Origin of the sequence: Actinomadura rubteroloni (assembly GCF_002911665.1) — a bacterium.
GTDB classification, from domain to species: domain Bacteria; phylum Actinomycetota; class Actinomycetes; order Streptosporangiales; family Streptosporangiaceae; genus Spirillospora; species Spirillospora rubteroloni.
The window spans coordinates 960,169-976,753 of record NZ_MTBP01000002.1; the positions used below are offsets into that span (position 1 = coordinate 960,169).

General features: G+C 73.8%; 15 protein-coding genes. 1 reads left to right on the plus strand and 14 read right to left on the minus strand.

All coding sequences use genetic code 11. The features are described from left to right. Position 1: 1 nt before the first annotated feature. The 7 genes from rpsP to smc form a co-directional block, all read right to left on the minus strand. The gene (rpsP, locus tag BTM25_RS15925) at positions 2–490 is read right to left on the minus strand and encodes a 30S ribosomal protein S16 (RefSeq protein ID WP_103563666.1); all 489 of its coding nucleotides are present in this window, start codon (positions 488–490) and stop codon (positions 2–4) included. Positions 491–732: 242 nt separating this feature from the next. After that, complete coding sequence (gene ffh, locus BTM25_RS15930; protein WP_103563667.1) at positions 733–2,301, minus strand: signal recognition particle protein; 1,569 nt, start codon at positions 2,299–2,301, stop codon at positions 733–735. An 89-nt stretch (positions 2,302–2,390) separates the two neighbouring features. After that, complete coding sequence (locus tag BTM25_RS15935; protein ID WP_103563668.1) at positions 2,391–4,655, minus strand: [protein-PII] uridylyltransferase; 2,265 nt, start codon at positions 4,653–4,655, stop codon at positions 2,391–2,393. Further along, on the minus strand, positions 4,655–4,993 hold the full coding sequence (locus tag BTM25_RS15940) for a P-II family nitrogen regulator (RefSeq protein ID WP_103563669.1): 339 nt from the start codon (positions 4,991–4,993) through the stop codon (positions 4,655–4,657). The genes BTM25_RS15935 and BTM25_RS15940 overlap by 1 nt, the downstream gene beginning before the upstream one ends. Continuing rightward, the gene (locus BTM25_RS15945; protein WP_103563670.1) at positions 4,990–6,309 is read right to left on the minus strand and encodes an ammonium transporter; all 1,320 of its coding nucleotides are present in this window, start codon (positions 6,307–6,309) and stop codon (positions 4,990–4,992) included. The genes BTM25_RS15940 and BTM25_RS15945 overlap by 4 nt, the downstream gene beginning before the upstream one ends. A gap of 269 nt (positions 6,310–6,578) precedes the next feature. Then, positions 6,579–7,733: a signal recognition particle-docking protein FtsY gene (gene ftsY, locus BTM25_RS15950; RefSeq protein WP_103563671.1), complete on the minus strand. Its 1,155-nt coding sequence runs from the start codon at positions 7,731–7,733 to the stop codon at positions 6,579–6,581. Positions 7,734–7,793: 60 nt separating this feature from the next. Then, positions 7,794–11,462, minus strand: a complete 3,669-nt coding sequence (gene smc / locus BTM25_RS15955) for a chromosome segregation protein SMC (protein WP_103563672.1) — start codon at positions 11,460–11,462, stop codon at positions 7,794–7,796. Between the two features lie 101 nt (positions 11,463–11,563). Between smc and BTM25_RS15960 the strand changes: the two genes are divergently transcribed. Further along, positions 11,564–12,457 carry an alpha/beta hydrolase gene (locus BTM25_RS15960; protein WP_103563673.1) on the plus strand — a complete coding sequence of 298 codons (894 nt, stop codon included), beginning with the start codon at positions 11,564–11,566 and terminating at the stop codon, positions 12,455–12,457. Between the two features lie 115 nt (positions 12,458–12,572). Here the strand turns inward: BTM25_RS15960 and BTM25_RS15965 are convergent, their stop codons facing one another. The 7 genes from BTM25_RS15965 to coaD form a co-directional block, all read right to left on the minus strand. Beyond that, positions 12,573–12,770, minus strand: coding sequence for a hypothetical protein (locus BTM25_RS15965; RefSeq protein ID WP_103563674.1), 198 nt, complete (start codon positions 12,768–12,770; stop codon positions 12,573–12,575). Positions 12,771–12,945: 175 nt separating this feature from the next. Next, complete coding sequence (locus BTM25_RS15970; RefSeq protein ID WP_103563675.1) at positions 12,946–13,236, minus strand: acylphosphatase; 291 nt, start codon at positions 13,234–13,236, stop codon at positions 12,946–12,948. Positions 13,237–13,247: 11 nt separating this feature from the next. Further along, positions 13,248–14,135 (minus strand): bifunctional DNA-formamidopyrimidine glycosylase/DNA-(apurinic or apyrimidinic site) lyase, encoded by an 888-nt coding sequence (gene mutM / locus BTM25_RS15975; RefSeq protein WP_103564660.1) that lies wholly within the window; start codon positions 14,133–14,135, stop codon positions 13,248–13,250. Beyond that, positions 14,128–14,877 carry a ribonuclease III gene (gene rnc / locus BTM25_RS15980; RefSeq protein ID WP_103563676.1) on the minus strand — a complete coding sequence of 250 codons (750 nt, stop codon included), beginning with the start codon at positions 14,875–14,877 and terminating at the stop codon, positions 14,128–14,130. The genes mutM and rnc overlap by 8 nt, the downstream gene beginning before the upstream one ends. 263 nt (positions 14,878–15,140) lie before the next feature. After that, positions 15,141–15,320 carry a 50S ribosomal protein L32 gene (gene rpmF / locus BTM25_RS15985; RefSeq protein ID WP_103563677.1) on the minus strand — a complete coding sequence of 60 codons (180 nt, stop codon included), beginning with the start codon at positions 15,318–15,320 and terminating at the stop codon, positions 15,141–15,143. A gap of 1 nt (position 15,321) precedes the next feature. Continuing rightward, the gene (locus BTM25_RS15990) at positions 15,322–15,930 is read right to left on the minus strand and encodes a YceD family protein (RefSeq protein WP_103563678.1); all 609 of its coding nucleotides are present in this window, start codon (positions 15,928–15,930) and stop codon (positions 15,322–15,324) included. A 161-nt stretch (positions 15,931–16,091) separates the two neighbouring features. Further along, positions 16,092–16,568 (minus strand): pantetheine-phosphate adenylyltransferase, encoded by a 477-nt coding sequence (gene coaD / locus BTM25_RS15995; protein ID WP_103563679.1) that lies wholly within the window; start codon positions 16,566–16,568, stop codon positions 16,092–16,094. Positions 16,569–16,585: the final 17 nt, after the last annotated feature.

Consider the following 16,585-nt stretch of genomic DNA (forward strand, 5'->3'; position numbering starts at 1 on the left):
GTCAGCCCTCGACTTCGCTACTGCCGTCGGCGGTCGCGGCCGGCTCGGCCGACTCGGCCTGCTTCGCCTCGGTCGGCTTCGGCTCGGTCTTCTTCGGCTCGGACTTCTTGCGGGTGCGCGGCGCGGGGGCCTCGCCCGCGTCGGTGCCCATGGACTCCTTGACGGCCGCCTCGAAGACGGCCTTCTTGTCCTGGCCCGGCTCGGCGACCTTGAGGGTGCCCTCGGCACCCGGCTCGCCCTTGAACTTCTGCCAGTCACCGGTGATCTTCAGCAGGTTGAGCACCGGCTCGGTCGGCTGCGCGCCGACGCCCAGCCAGTACTGCGCCCGCTCGGAGTCGATCCGGATGAGCGAGGGCTCCTGCTTGGGCTGGTAGAGCCCGATCTCCTCGATGGCGCGACCGTCCCGCTTGGTGCGGGCGTCGGCCACGACGATCCGGTACTGCGGGTTCCGGATCTTCCCCAGACGCTTGAGCTTGATCTTGACTGCCACGGGTGTGGTGTTCTCCAGACTTGGTACAGGTGCCCGATCCGGGCCAGGTGGGGAAACACCGGCGCCATGCGGGCAGAGGACTCCGGCTGCGCAGGACGAGAGAGGGCGCCTCGCGCTGATCCGGGATTTCCAGTGTCACATTCTGCCAGACGATCCGAGCGGCGGCGCAATCGCGCGGTCACGGCGGCGGCCCGGGCGTGGCGTCCGCCTCGCAATTCCGGAGGAAGCGGACGCCACGGCCGTCACTTCTTCTTGCGGCCCTGCAGCTTGCCGAGGTCGGGCATCGTGAAGCCGGGCGGAAGCTGGCCGCCGCCGAGCCCGGGGGGAAGCTGCCCGCCGCCGAGGCCGGGCGGAAGGCCCTGGGGGGCGCCGTCGGGCGCCCCGGCGGGCGTCTCGGCGCGCCCGGCGGCGCGCTTGCGCGGGTCGCCGCTGCGCTGCTTGCCCTTCTTCTTGGCCGCCTTGGCGGCCTGCTTGGCCTTGCGGCGGCCGGGTGTACCGGGCAGGCCCATGCCGCCCGCCATCTGCCGGACCATCTTCTGCGCGTCGAAGAACCGGGTGACCAGGCTGCTGACCTCGCCGACGCCGACGCCCGAGCCGCGCGCGATGCGCGCCCGCCGCGACCCGTTGATGATCTTGGGGTTGCTGCGCTCGTCCGGCGTCATCGAGCGGATGATCGCGGCGACGCGGTCGAGGTCCTTGTCGTCGATCTGGCTGATCTGGTCCCGGACCTGGCCCATGCCGGGCATCATCCCGAGCAGGTTCCCGATCGGCCCGAGCTTGCGGATCATCATCATCTGCTCGAGGAAGTCCTCCAGGGTGAAGTCCTCACCCGAGACGAACTTCGTGGACATCCGCTGCGCCTGCTCGGCGTCGAACGCCTGCTCGGCCTGCTCGATCAGGGTGAGGACGTCGCCCATGTCGAGGATGCGCCCGGCCATGCGGTCGGGGTGGAAGACGCTGAAGTCCTCCAGCTTCTCGCCGGTGGACGCGAACATGATCGGCCGGCCGGTGATGTGCCGTACCGACAGCGCCGCGCCGCCGCGCGCGTCGCCGTCGAGCTTGGTGAGGACGACGCCGTCGAAGCCGACGCCGTCCATGAACGCCTGGGCGGTGTTCACGGCGTCCTGGCCGACCATCGCGTCGACGACGAACAGCACCTCGTCGGGGCTGACGGCGTCGCGGATGTCGACGGCCTGCTGCATCATCTCGGCGTCGATGCCGAGGCGGCCCGCGGTGTCGATGACGACGACGTCGTGCAGGGCGCGGTTGGCGTGCTCGATGGAGCGGCGCGCCACGTCCACCGGGTCGCCGACGCCGCTGCCGGGCTCGGGCGCGAACACCGGCACCCCGGCGCGCTCGCCGACGACCTGGAGTTGCTGGACGGCGTTGGGCCGCTGGAGGTCGGCGGCGACGAGCAGCGGCGTGTGGTCGGCGGCCTTCAGCCAGCGGGCGAGCTTGCCGGCGAGGGTCGTCTTGCCCGCGCCCTGGAGGCCCGCGAGCATGATCACGGTCGGCGGGTTCTTGGCGTAGCGGATCTCGCGGGTCTCGCCGCCGAGGATGGTGACCAGTTCCTCGTTGACGATCTTGACGACCTGCTGCGCCGGGTTGAGCGCCTGCGAGACCTCGGCCCCGGCCGCCCGCTCCCTGATCCGGGCGATGAAGTCCTTGACGACGGGCAGCGCCACGTCGGCTTCGAGCAGCGCGACACGGATCTCGCGGGCCGTCGCGTTGATGTCGGCCTCGGAGAGCCGGCCCTTGCTGCGCAGCGACGAGAAGACCGTCGTCAACCGGTCGGAGAGCGTCTCGAACACGTGTCTGGACCCGTCCTTGGAAAGCTTCTGGGATCGCCCTTCAGACTATCGGGTCGCGCGCGCCGGTCGCCCGGTCGAAGATCGCCGGGTCAGCGCAGCGCCGTGAGGACGCGTTGCCGGACGTCGGAGAGCACGGCCGGGTCGGCGGGGGGCTTGCCGTCGCCGTCCACGACGTAGAAGACGTCCACGGCCTCGGCGCCGAGCGTGTCGACGCGCGCCGCGCGGACCTGGAGGCCGCACGCTCCGATGGCCTGGCCGACCCGCCACAGCAGGCCGGGACGGTCGTGCGCGCGGACCTCGATCACGGTGGCGACGGCCGAGGCGTCCTCCACGACCGTCACGCGGGGCGGCGCGACGGGCACGCCTGGACGGACCCGGACGGACCGGGCGCGGCGTTCGAGCCGTTCGGCGACGTCCAGCCGGTCGGCGAGCAGGCGGCGCAGGTCGGCCTCCAGCGCGGCGGGCTCGGGCGGCGTCCCGAACTCGGGCAGCGCGGTGAACTCCAGGACGGCCGTGCCGTGGTCGGGCACGGACGTGATGCGGGCGCCGCGGACGACGAGCCGGTGCAGCGCGAGCACGCCCGCGACGCGCCACAGCAGCCCCGGACGGTCCGGCGCCGCGATCGTGATCTCCGACCCGGCGATGCGGACGGCGGCCCCGTCGTGCCGGACGAGCGCGGGCCGGGGGGCGGGCGGCGGCGGCAGGACGTCGCCGGACAGGGCGGCGCGGACGCGGCGGGTCAGCTCGGCGATCTGCCCGGCCTTCCACGCGTTCCAGGCCGTCGGCCCGGTGGCCTTGGCGTCGGCGACGGCGAGCGCGGCGAGCAGGTCCAGCAGTTCGATCTCGCGCCCCGGGACGGTGGCGACGGCGGCGAGCACGGTCTCGATCGTCGCCGGATCGTCGATGTCGCGGCGCGTGGCGGTGTCGGGCAGCAGCAGGTGGTACCGGACGGCGGTCTCCAGCACGGCCACGTCCCCGGCGTCGAAGCCGAGGTCGGCGGCGATGTCGCGGGCCAGGGCCGCGCCCGTCACCGAGTGGTCGCCGGGCGAGCCCTTGCCGATGTCGTGCAGGAGCGCGCCGGCGAGCAGCAGGTCGGGCCGGGCGACCTCGCGGGTCAGCGCGGCGGCCCCGGCGGCGGCCTCGACCAGGTGGCGGTCCACGGTGTAGCGGTGGAAGGGGTTGCGCTGCGGACGGTTGCGGACGCGCTCCCATACCGGCAGCAGCCGCACGATGAGACCGGCCTGGTCGAGGTCCTCCCACACCGGGATCGCGGCGGGCCCGGCGCCGAGCAGCGCGACCAGGGCGTCGCGGGCGGCGGCGGGCCAGGGCGCGGCGGGCAGGGCGGCGTGCTCGGCGAGCCGGCCGACGGTGGCGGGCGCGAGCGGCAGCCCGGCGTGGGCCGCGCCGGCGGCGACGCGCAGGACGAGCGCGGGGTCGGCGAGGTCGGCGCCGCGCGCGAGGACGACCGCGCCGTCCTGCTCGACGGCGCCGTCGGCGACCGGGCGGCGCTCGGCGGGGGCCTTGCCCCGGCGGCGCGGCGCGAGGAACCGGTCCACGTGGTGCCAGAGGTGGTCGGAGGCGTGGACGACCGTCCGGGCGGCCTCGGCGGTGGCGCGCAGCAGCCGGTCGGCGTCGCCGAGCCCGAGCGCGGCGGCGACGGGGTTCTGCTCCTGGAGGACGAGCCGGTCGGCGGACCGCCCGGTCTGGTCGTGCAGGGCGTGCCGGACGTCCAGCAGCAGGTCGTGGGCGGCGCGGACGCGCGCGTCGGGCGCGGACGCCACCCAGGACGCGCCGACGGCCTGCATGACGTGGACGTCGCGCAGCCCGCCGTGCGCCTCCTTCAGGTCGGGTTCGAGGAGGAAGGCCAGCTCGCCCTGCGACTCCCAGCGCGTCCGGCACATCTCGCCCAGTTCGGCCAGGCGGGACCGGGCGTCGGCGCGCCAGTCGGCGAGGACGGCGGCGCGCAGTTCGTCGGCCAGCGCGTGCTCGCCCGCGACGCGGCGGGCCGACAGCAGCCCGAGCGCGGCCTTCATGTCGGCGCGGGCGACCTTGCGGGCCTCGGCGACGGTCCGCACCGAGTGGTCGAGGCGGAGCCCGGCGTCCCAGATCGGGTACCAGAGGCGGTCGGCGAGGGCGGCGACGTCGGACCGTCCCCGGTGGACGAGCACGAGGTCCAGGTCCCCGCCGGGGGTCAGCTCGCGGCGGCCGAGGCTGCCGACGGCGACGAGCGCGACGCCCTCGGGGACGCCGTCCCCGGCGGCCAGCAGGCCCGCGAGCCAGTCGTCCAGGTCCGCGCAGCGCTCGGCCCGCGCCGCCGCGAGGGCTGCGCGGGCCGAGTCGGGGGCCACTTCCACTACAGGGCTTCCGGGCCGGTCTCTCCGGTGCGGACGCGGACGATCGTGTCCACCGGGACCGCCCAGACCTTGCCGTCGCCGATCTTCTCGGTGCGGGCGGCCTTGACGATCACGTCGATGATCTCGTCGGCGTCGGCCTCGTCGACCAGCACCTCGACGCGGAGCTTGGGCACGAGGTCGACCTTGTACTCGGCGCCCCGGTAGACCTCGGTGTGGCCCTTCTGGCGGCCGAAGCCGCTGGCCTCGCTGACGGTGAGGCCCTTGACCCCGGCCGTCTCCAGGGCCGCCTTGACCTCGTCCAGCTTGAACGGCTTGATGACCGCCGTGATCAGCTTCACGCTTCCGCCTCCACCTTCGTCTGGTCGCTGCCGCTGCCGGCGAGCGTGCCGTGGGAAATCGCCGACCCGGCGTGGACGCTGCCGAAATCGTAGGCCGTCTCGGCGTGGGCGGCGCTGTCGATGCCGGAGATCTCGTCCTCGGCGTCGATCCGGAAGCCCATCGTGAGGTCGATGACCTTGGCGATGATGAACGTGACGACGAACGAGTAGACGATCGTGACGGCGACCGCGATCGCCTGCTTGCCGAGCAGTTCCAGCCCGCCGCCGGCGAACAGGCCCTTGGCGCCCGCCGGGTTGACGGCGGTGCTGCCGAGGAAGCCGATGAGCAGGGCGCCGATGATGCCGCCGACCATGTGGACGCCGACGACGTCGAGCGAGTCGTCGTAGCCGAGCTTGTACTTCAGGCTGACGGCGAAGGCGCAGACCGCGCCCGCGATCAGGCCGAGGACGAGCGCGCCGACCGGGGTGACGTAGGCGCAGGCCGGGGTGATCGCGACGAGCCCGGCGACGAAGCCGGACGCGATGCCGAGCGTCGTGGACGCGCCGTCGCGCAGCTTCTCCACCACGATCCAGCCGAAGCCCGCCGCGCAGGTGGCGACCATCGTGTTGATCAGCGCGACGCCCGCGATGTCGTTGGCCGCGAGGGCGGAGCCGGCGTTGAACCCGAACCAGCCGAAGAACAGCAGACCCGCGCCGAGGAGGACGAAGGGCAGGTTGTGCGGGCGCATCGGGTCCTTCGGCCAGCCGCGCCGCTTGCCGAGGACGAGCACGACCGCGAGGGCCGCGACGCCGGCGTTGATGTGGACGACCGTGCCGCCCGCGAAGTCGAGCGCCTTGACCTTGTCCATGATCCAGCCGCCGCCCCAGACCCAGTGGGCGATCGGCGCGTAGACGAGGGTGACCCAGACGAGGGAGAACACCACCCACGCGCCGAACTTGGTGCGGTCGGCGAGCGCGCCGCTGATCAGCGCGACCGTGATGATGGCGAAGGTCGCCTGGAACGCCACGAAGACGAGGCTCGGGATGCCGGTGCCGTCGTCGAGGGTGGCGGTCTTCTCCAGGCCGACGAGACCCCAGTCGTCGAGGCCGCCGATGAACTTGTTGGCGCCGCCGCCGTCGGAGAAGGCGATGGAGTAGCCGTAGACCACCCATGCCATGCCCACGACGGCGATGCTGACGAAGCTCATCATCATCATGTTGAGCACGCTCTTGGCTCGGCTCATCCCCCCGTAGAAGAACGCGAGCCCCGGGGTCATGAGCAGGACGAGCGCTGTGCTCGCCAACATCCAGGCAGTGTTGCCGCTGTCGATTTTCATCTCGGGGGCTGTCCCTCCTCGGCCACATGATTCTGTTGGCTCAGAGACTCCGGCCCAGCCGTTTCGCCAGGGGGGCGGCAATGTTTCGATGGTGTGAAACCACACCAGTGAGTGTTTCGACCGTGTTTCGGACGGATCACCGAACCAGTTGACGCTAGGGAACTTTGCCAGTGAGCGACGGTGTCAGGGCCCGGTTCCTCGTCTGCTCCTGACAAAAACACTCCGCCCGCGCGGTAACGCGCGGACGGAGTGTCAGGCCGTGCGGACGCTCAGTCGCCCAGGATCGCGTCCACGAAGGCTTCCGGTTCGAAGGGCGCGAGGTCGTCCGCGCCTTCGCCGAGGCCGACGAGTTTCACCGGGACGCCCAGCTCCCGCTGCACCTGGACGACGATGCCGCCCTTGGCGGTGCCGTCCAGCTTCGTGAGCACCACGCCCGTGACGTTCACCACTTCGGCGAACACCCGCGCCTGCTGCATCCCGTTCTGGCCGGTGGTGGCGTCCAGGACGAGCAGGATCTCGTCGATCGGGCTCTGCTTCTCGATGACCCGCTTGACCTTGCCCAGCTCGTCCATCAGGCCGGTCTTGGTGTGCAGACGGCCCGCGGTGTCCACGATGACCGTGTCGGTCTTGTCGTCGATGCCCCTCTTGACCGCGTCGAAGGCGACGCTGGCCGGGTCGGCGCCCTCCTCGCGCCGGACGACCGGGGCGCCGACCCGCGACCCCCACGTTTCGAGCTGGTCGGCGGCTGCGGCGCGGAAGGTGTCGGCGGCGCCGAGGACGACCGAGCGCCCGTCCCCGACCAGGACGCGCGCGAGCTTGCCGCAGGTCGTGGTCTTGCCGGTGCCGTTGACGCCGACGACGAGCACGACGGCGGGCCGGGTGCCGTGCGGCGCCGTTCGCACCGCGCGGTCCACGTCCGGGCCGATCTGCTTGACCAGCTCGTCCCGGAGCATGCCGCGCACCTCCTCGGGGGTGCGGGTGCCGAGCACCTGGACGCGGGTGCGCAGGTCCTCGGCGATCTGCCGGGACACCGCGACGCCCATGTCGGCGCCGATCAGCGTGTCCTCGATCTCCTCCCATGCCTCGTCGTCCAGGGTGTCGCGCGACAGCAGGCCGAGCAGCGCCTTGCCGAACGTGCCCTGGGAGCGGGCGAGCCGGGCGCGCAGCCGGACGAGCCGGCCCGCGCCGGGCGGCGGCTTCTCGATCTCCGGTTCGGGCCGGGCCGGCGGTACCGGCGGCGGCTTCTCGATGACCGGGGCGGCGGCGCGGCCGTCCCCGGTGGCGGCCTCCCCCGCCTCCGCGCGGGGCCGTTCCTCCGGTTCTACGGGTGGGCGCGGCCTGCGGCGCGCGGGACGCAGGAACATGACGCCGCCGACGACCACGATCAGGGCGGCGAGCACGGCGAAGAGGATGACGTATTCCATAGCCCGTCCAGTTTTCCAGACGGGCCGCGCTCGGCCGAACAGGAGCCGGTCGCGGCGCGGTCAGACGGCGTCGTGGTCGCGCAGCCGCTGGCTGATCACCTGGGTGACGCCGTCGCCGCGCATCGACACGCCGTACAGCGCGTCGGCGCCCTCCATCGTGCGCTTCTGGTGGGTGATCACGATGAGCTGGGACGACTCGCGCAGTTCCTCGAACACCGTGATGAGCCGCTGCGTGTTGGTGTCGTCCAGCGCGGCCTCGACCTCGTCCAGCACGTAGAACGGCGACGGACGGGCCTTGAACACCGCGACGAGGAACGCGATGGCCACCAGCGACCGCTCCCCGCCCGACAGCAGCGACAGCCGCTTCACCTTCTTGCCCGGCGGGCGCGCCGACACCTCGACGCCGGTGGCGAGCATGTCGTCGGGCTCGGTCAGCGACAGGCTGCCCTCGCCGCCGGGGAACAGCCGCGCGAAGATCCGGACGAACTCGCGCTCGGTGTCGGCGTAGGCGGAGCCGAACACCTCCTGGACGCGGTCGTCGACCTCCTTGACGACGTTCATCAGCTCCCGCCGCGTCTTCTTGAGGTCTTCGAGCTGCGTGGTGAGGAACGCGTGCCGTTCCTCCAGCGCGGCGAACTCCTCCAGCGCGAGCGGGTTGACCTTGCCGAGCTGGGTGAGCTGGCGTTCGGCGGTCTTGGCGCGCTTCTCCTGCACGGCCCGGTCGTAGGGCTGCGGCACGGCGTCGTCCGCCGCTTCGGGGCCGGGCGGGACGTCCTGGTCCGGCCCGTACTCGGCGACGAGCGCCTCCACCTCCAGCCCGAACTCCTCCAGCGCCCGCTGCTCGTACTGCTCCAGCCGCAGCCGCTGCTCGGCGCGCGCGACCTCGCTGCCGTGGACGACGTTGACGAGCCGTTCCAGCGTGCTCGACAGCTCCCGCACCTGGCCGCGCACGACGCGCAGCTCGGAGTCGCGGGCGGCGCGGGCGCGCTCGGCGTCCTCGCGCCGCGCGACGGCGTCGGCCAGCGACCGTTCGATGTGCTCCAGCGCGGTCAGCGCGCCCCGGTGGACGGCTGCGGCGAGTTTCGCCTGCTCCTCCCGGCGGGCGCGGCGGCGGGCGGCGCGCGACCGTTCCTCGCGCTCGCGGCGGGCGCCGTGCTCCAGCGCGTCCGCGCGCCCTGCGATGGCCTGCACGCGTTCCTCGGCGGTGCGGACGGTCAGCCGCGCCTCCATCTCCACCGACCGCAGCTCCTGGCAGCGGGCGTTCAGCTCGTCGCGCGCGGCGGTGTCGTCGTTCGCCTCGTCGGCGACCTCGGCGGCCTCCTCGGCCTCGGCCAGGCGCAGCGCCAGTTCCTCGGCGGCCTCGGTGTCGGCGGCGAGCGCGTCGGTGGCGGCGTCCAGCGACTTCGACAGCCGCTCGGTCTCGCCGAGCGCGGCCCGCGCGTCGGCCTCCAGCCGCGCGGCGCGGCGGGCCTCCTGCGCGACCTCCGCCTCGGCCGCGCGGACGCGGGCGCGCACCCGGTCCAGTTCGGCCTGCGCGTGGTTGACGCCGGTCTGCGCCTCGGCGGCGGCGGCCTGCGCGGCGTCCAGCGCGGCCTGCGCGTCCTGCTCGGCGGCGGCGGACGCGGCGAGCGCGGCGGCCGTCTCGACGGCGGCGGCCTCGGCGGCGGTGAGGTCGGCGGCGGTCTCGTCCAGGGTGGCGCGCATCTGGAGCAGGCCCTGCGCGCCGCCCGCCGCGCCGCCGCGCGCCCAGTGCGCGCCGACGAGGTCGCCGTCGCGGGTGACGGCGCGCAGCGCGGGAGCGCGCCGGATCAGCGCCGTCGCGGCGGCCAGGTCGTCGGCGACCGCGACGTCGCCGAGCAGGTGCCGCAGCGCGGGCCGGACGGCATCGGGGACGGTCACCGCGTCGATCACGTAGTCCACGCCGTCGATCCGGTCGGCGGCGGCGTCGGCTCCCCCGCCGACGAGCAGCCCGGCGCGGCCCGCGTCGCGGTCGCGCAGCAGCGCCAGCGCGGCCTCGGCGGTGTCCAGCGACCCGACGGCGACCGCCCCGGCCGCGTCGCCGAGCGCCGCCGCGACGGCCGTCTCGTAGCCGGGACGGACGGTCAGCAGCGCCGCGACCGTCCCGAGCACGCCGGGCAGCGACCCGTCGCCGGACGCCGCGAGCAGCGCCTCACCGCCGTCCGCCGCCGTCGCGAGCGTCAGGTTCAGCGCCTCGACGCGGGCCTGGAGCGCGGCGACGCGCTTCTGCGCGGCCTGGTCGGCGGAGCGGGCCGCCGTGACGGCCGCCCGCGCGTCCTGCACGCCCCGCCGGGGCGCCTCGACGGCGGCGCGGGCGGCCTCGGCGGCGTCCCGGGCGGCGGCGAGGGCGTCCTGCGCGGTCTCGTGCGCGGCGGCCAGCTCGGGATCGACGGCGGTCTCGGACGCGAACGCCGCGAACTCCTCCTGCGCGATCTCGGCGCGGCGCTCGGCCTCGGCGCGGGCGTCGGTGAGCCGTCCGATCTCGGCCTGCCCGGCCTGGGCCTTGCTGCGCAGCGCCTCGACGCGTCCGCGCAGCCGGGCCAGGCCCTCGCGCCGGTCGGCGGCGGCGCGGGCGGCGGCCTGGAGGCGGCGCTCCTCGGTCGTCAGGGCGTCCTCGGCGGCGGACCGTTCCCGGACGGCGCCGTCCAGCCCGTCCTGCGCCTCCTCCAGCGCGGCGCGCAGCATCTCCTCGCGCTCGCGGACCTCGGCGGCCTCGCGTTCCATGTCCTCGGGATCGCGGCCCCGGCGTTCCTCGGCACGGTCCTCGGCGGTGTTGCGGTGCCGCTCGGCGGCGAGGTCGGCGACGCCGCGCAGCCGCTCCTTCAGCGCCGACAGCCGGAACCACACGTCCTGGACCTGCGCGTACTGCGGCGCGGCCTCGGCCTCTTCCTCTTCGAGGAGGGCCTCGCGCTCCTGCGTCTCGGCGAGCGCCCGTTCGGTCTCGACGCGGCGCTCGCGGATCCGCGACTCGTCGGCGGCCTCCTGGTCGAGCTTCGTCCGCAGCGCGACGAGGTCGTCGGCGAGCAGCCGCGCGCGGGCGTCGCGCAGGTCCGCCTGGATCACGGCCGCGCGCCGCGCGATCTCCGCCTGCCGACCGAGCGGCTTGAGCTGGCGGCGCAGCTCGCCGGTGAGGTCGGTGACGCGGTTGAGGTTGGCCTGCATCGCGTCGAGCTTGCGGAGCGCCTTCTCCTTGCGCTTGCGGTGCTTGAGGACGCCCGCCGCCTCCTCGATCACCGCGCGCCGTCCCTCGGGCCCCGCGTGCAGCACCCGGTCGAGCTGGCCCTGCCCGATGATGACGTGCATCTCGCGGCCGATGCCCGAGTCCGACAGCAGCTCCTGGATGTCCAGCAGCCGGCAGGAGTCGCCGTTGATGGCGTACTCGCTCTGCCCCGACCGGAACATCAGCCGGCTGATCGTGACCTCGGAGTAGTCGATGGGCAGCGCGCCGTCGGAGTTGTCGATCGTCAGCACGACCTCCGCGCGGCCCAGCGGGGCGCGGTTGGCGGTGCCGGCGAAGATGACGTCCTCCATCTTGCCGCCGCGCAGCGACTTTGCGCCCTGCTCCCCCATCACCCAGGCGAGGGCGTCCACCACGTTGGACTTGCCCGATCCGTTGGGGCCGACGACGGCGGTGATGCCCGGCTCGAACCGCAGCGTGGTCGAGGACGCGAACGATTTGAATCCGCGCAGCGTCAGAGTCTTCAGGTACACGGCGCCGTCGACCTCCTCCCCGGGAACCCGTCGAACGATACCGGCGACGGGCCCCGGACACGGGCTTCGCCGACGCGACGTGCCGGGAACGGGGGACGTGGATGATCAGCAGACGGCTGGTGCTGGCCGGGCTCGGCGGCGCGGGCGGGCTCGCGGCGGCGGGCCTCGGCGGCGTCGGGCTCGTGGAGGCGCGCGTCCTGCCGGGCAGGGTCCGGCTCGACCGGGCGCTCGGACGCTGCGGGTCGTTGCCGCCCGTCCCGTCCGAGCAGGCGGACGTCCGCGAGGAACGCTGGCGGTCGGCCGCGCGCGGCACCGACGTCGCGATGACGGTCGTCACGCCGCGCGGGGTCCCGGCGCGCGGCCTGCCCGTCGTCGTCGCGCTGCACGGCGCGGGCGGCGACCACCGGGCCGTCCTCGTGCTGTGTCTGGACCGCTACCTCGCGCACGCCGTCGCGCACGGCACGCCCCCGTTCGCCGTTGTCGGCGTGGACGGCGGCGCGACGTACTGGCACCGCCGCGCGACCGGCGACGACCCGCTCGCGATGATCACCGGCGAGGTGCTGCCGCGGCTCGCCCGGCGCGGCCTGCGCACCGACCGGATCGGCCTGCTCGGCTGGTCGATGGGCGGCTACGGCGCGCTGCTGGCCGCCGAACGCCTCGGCGCCGGGCGTGTCGCCGCCGTCGCCGCGTCCTCGCCCGCGCTGTTCGCCTCGCTGGAGGCCGCGCGCGGCGCGAACCGCACCGCGTTCGACGACGCGGACGACTTCGCGCGCAACGACGTCTTCGCCGGACTGGACGCGCTGCGCCCGGTTCCGGCATGGATCGACTGCGGCACCAGCGACACGTTCGCCCCGCGCGCCGGCCGCCTGCGCGACCGGCTGCGGCCGAAACCCGCGGGCGGCCTGTTCGGCGGCTGCCACGACGGGCCGTACTGGATGCGCCGCGCCCCCGGCCACCTCGACTTCCTCGGTCGCCGGCTGGCCCGCGGCGTCTAACGGGCGGCCTGCCGTCCGGTGCGCGAACGGCAGGCGAACACGTGCATACAACGGGCAAACAAAAGGGACGCTCGCATAGCGGCGTCCCTGTCGTTGTTCTCGGTTCGGACGCTGATCAGGTCAGCGCCGGTTCACGGTCCTTCACCGTGAGCGACAGAACGTCGTCGCCGTTCGCCGTCGCAAGCGCGTCGTTCTCGTCCTGAAGCCGTACAAGCTCGGCTTCCAGATCCCGTACGCGCTGCTGAAGACGCCGCATCTCCGCGACCATCCGGGGGTCGGGACCGCCGACGTGGCCGAGTAGAGCCTTCGCCATGACTAAGGGTCCTCCACGCTGAGTAACCAGCAGGAATCGCGCCCGCAGAAGAGTTGTCGGTGCGCGTTTCATCTAGAGTCGCACCAGCGCGTGTCCGGGTCAAGATGGACATCACGGGCCGGTAACAACCTGTCTTCTCCAGTTTAGCAGGTTTAAACCGTGTCTCCCTACCCGATCACCTCTCCACGAAACCGGAGAGGCCCCCGCGCGGCTCCGACCAGCGGGATGCCGCTCCTTCGACGGTTCCAGGACGCCCGGGCGCGTCGGGCGCGGCGAGCACCGCCAGCAGCGCCTCGCACGCCGCGCGCGGGCCCTCGGCGATGACCTCGACGCGCCCGTCCCGCAGGTTGGACGCGCTGCCGACCAGGCCGAACTCCAGCGCCCGCGACCGCACCCACCAGCGGAAGCCCACGCCCTGCACGTGCCCGCGCACCCAGACGGTGAGCCGCGCCGCGTCGGTCGTCATCGGCGGTCCCTTCAGAACCGCGCCCGGCGCGGGAGCGGCTGGCAGACGGGGCAGGTGAAGGACGAACGGTTCATGAACGCGTCGCGGCGGATCGGTGCGCCGCACCGGCGGCACGGCTCCCCCTCGCGCCCGTAGGCCTCCAGCGAGCGGTCGAAGTAGCCGCTCTCGCCGTTGACGTTGACGTACAGCCGGTCGAACGAGGTGCCGCCCGCCGCGAGCGCCAGCGCCATGACCTCCCGCGCGCCCGCCAGCACCCGTTCGGACTCGGCGACCGTCAGCGTCTCGGTCGGCCGCGCCCCGTGCAGCTTCGCCCGCCACAGCGCCTCGTCGGCGTAGATGTTGCCGACGCCGCTGATGAGCGACTGGTCCAGCAGGGCGCGTTTGAGGCCGGTGCGGCGGCGGCGCAGGCGGCGGACGAACCCGGCGTCGTCGAACGCGTCCTCGATCGGGTCGGGCGCGATGTGCCGGATCGGTTCGGGAACGGTCTCGCCGGACGCGCCCGGGACCAGGTCGGCGACCAGGACGTGCCCGAACGTCCGCTGGTCCACGAAGCGCAGGTCCAGGCCGCCGTCGGCGAACGTCAGCCGGACCCGCAGGTGCTTCTCGCGCTCGCGGTCCGGCTCGCCGACCAGGAGCTGCCCGCTCATCCCGAGGTGGGCGAGCAGGGCCTCCGACGGCGCGGCGCCGTCCCCGGTGAACAGCGGCAGCCACAGGTACTTGCCGCGCCGCCGCACGTCCGCGACCTCGGCACCCGCGAGCCGTCCGGCGAAGTCGCCCGCGCCGGCGGTGTGGCGGCGCACGGCGCGCGGGTGCAGGACCTCGGCGGCGGCGACCGTCCGGCGCGCGACCCAGCGTTCCAGGCCGCGCCGGACGGTCTCGACCTCGGGCAGCTCAGGCATCGCCGGCGGCGGCGTCCGCGCCGGCGGCACGGCGGGCGGTGTCGGCGCGAATCGCCGTCCACGCCGCCTCGGCCGCGTGCTGCTCGGCCTCCTTCTTGCTGCGTCCCTCGCCCGTCCCGTAGGCGGTGCCGCCGACGCGCACCGACGCGCGGAACGTCTTCTGGTGGTCGGGGCCGCTCTCGGTGACGTGGTACTCCGGCACGCCCAGTTCCTCCACGGCCGTCAACTCCTGGAGCGAGGTCTTCCAGTCCAGGCCCGCGCCGAGCCCGGCCGACCGGGCGATGAGGCCGTCGAACAGGCGGTGGACGAGCGCGGCGGCCTCCTCCAGGCCCCGGTCCACGTAGACGGCGCCGATCAGCGCCTCCAGCGTGTCGGCGAGGATCGACGCCTTGTCGCGTCCGCCGGTGCCCTCCTCGCCGCGGCCGAGCCGGATGTGGGCGCCGACGCCGAGGGCGCGCGCCACCCCGGCGAGCGCCCGCATGTTGACGACGGCGGCGCGCAGCTTGGCGAGCTGCCCCTCGGGCAGGTCGGGATGGCCGCGGAACAGCGTGTCGGTGACGACGAGCCCGAGCACCGAGTCGCCGAGGAACTCCAGGCGCTCGTTGGTCGGCAGGCCGCCGTTCTCGTAGGCGTAGCTGCGGTGCGTCAGCGCGCGGTCCAGCAGCCCGGGGGTGACCGCGACGCCGAGCGCGCGGGTCAGTTCCGCCGTGTCGGCGGCATGGCCGGGTTTCCTCCCGCTCACGTGCCCTCCTCGGAGCAGCGGCGACCGCGGTCGCCGACGGGGCGCGTGACGGACGGAACACCCGGCGGTCTGGGAAGGTCCGCGGAGACGAGGTGCGCGCCGGTGGTGGAGCGGGCCCGGCGTGTACCACGGCTCCGGGCGCGGTCCCCGGAGACGGCCTTGGCACCGGCGTCAGCGCCGATGACGGACCGGACGGCGGGCGCCGTCCGGGACGGGCGCGGTCGCGGGGGACGGCCGGTGACCGTCCCCCGCGCTCGCGGCGTTCAGGACGACGGGCTGATGACCTGCCGCCGGTCGTAGGTGCCGCACGTGGCGCAGGCCGTGTGCGGCAGCTTCTTGTCACGGCACGTCGGGCACTCGACCAGGGTCGGCGCGACGGCCTTCCACTGCGAGCGCCGGTGGCGCGTGTTGCTGCGGGACTTCTTCCGCTTCGGGACGGCCACGTCAGCCCTCCTGCTTTCCTTCTCGTGGGTCGATCGGTCCGCGAGGGCCTTCGCCCCCGCTCCCCCTGGGGGAGGAGCCCGGCGCTGCGTTCGGCGTTGCGCCGTCGCCGGTCAGGTCTTTGAGCGCCGCCCAGCGCGGGTCGGCGACATCGTGGTGGTGGTCGGGCTCGGCGTCCGCCAGCCGTGCACCGCACTCCGGGCACAGGCCGGGACAGTCGTCCCGGCACAGCGGGGACAGCGGCAGCGCGAGCACCACCGCGTCCCGGAGCACCGGTTCGAGGTCGATCAGATCGTCCTCGAGCCGGAGTTCGTCGTCCTCGGCGTTCCCGCCGGAGCGGGTGTCAGGATAGACGAAGAGTTCCTGGAAGTCCGCCTCGAAGGTCGAGGAGATCGGGTCCAGGCAGCGGGCGCACTCCCCCGTGAGCGGCACCGTCGCCGTGCCGCTGACGAGCACGCCTTCGAGGACGGCCTCCAGCAGCAGGTCCAGTTCGATGTCCGCGCCCTCGGGCACGCCGACCAGCTCGACGCCGAAGTCGGCCGGGGCCGGCACCTTGTGCTTCTCCCGGCGGGACGAGCCCGGCTGCCTGCCGAGAGCCCGGGTGTCGAGCACCAGCGGGGCGCTTGGATCGAGGCGAGACAGCGGAGACTCCAACGCTCAAGAGGAAGAGACGGCCCGGTGTTCGAGCACGGCGGATCACGGCCGCCGTGCGGCCGGTACACCAGCGTATCCGACGGCGGGAGCGGCCCCCAACTCGGCGGGCGCGGCCCCGGTCACTCCTGGAGGCGCTCGGCGAGGCGCCGGTGGACCATCTCGGGGATGAGCCCGGTGACGTCGCCCCGGTATTTGACGATCTCCTTCATCAGGCTCGACGAGAGGTAGGAGTACAGCGGATTGGTCGACATGAACAGCGTCTCGACGCCCGCCATGCGGTGGTTCATCTGCGCCATCTGCAACTCGTACTCGTAGTCGCTGACGGCCCGCAGCCCCTTCACGATCACCGGGATGTCGTTCTGGCGGCAGAAGTCGACCAGTAGACCGTGCCAAGTGTCGATCCGGATGTTGCCGTACTCCCGGGTGACCTCTTCGAGCATCGCGACGCGCTCGTCGATGGTGAAGAGGCTCTTCTTCGTCTTGTTGATGAGGACGGCGACGACGACCTCGTCGAACAGCCGCGACGCCCGGCTGATGATGTCGAGGTGTCCGTTGGTGACGGGGTCGAACGATCCGGGACATACGACGCGGCGCACGGGGTGGCTCCCATCCT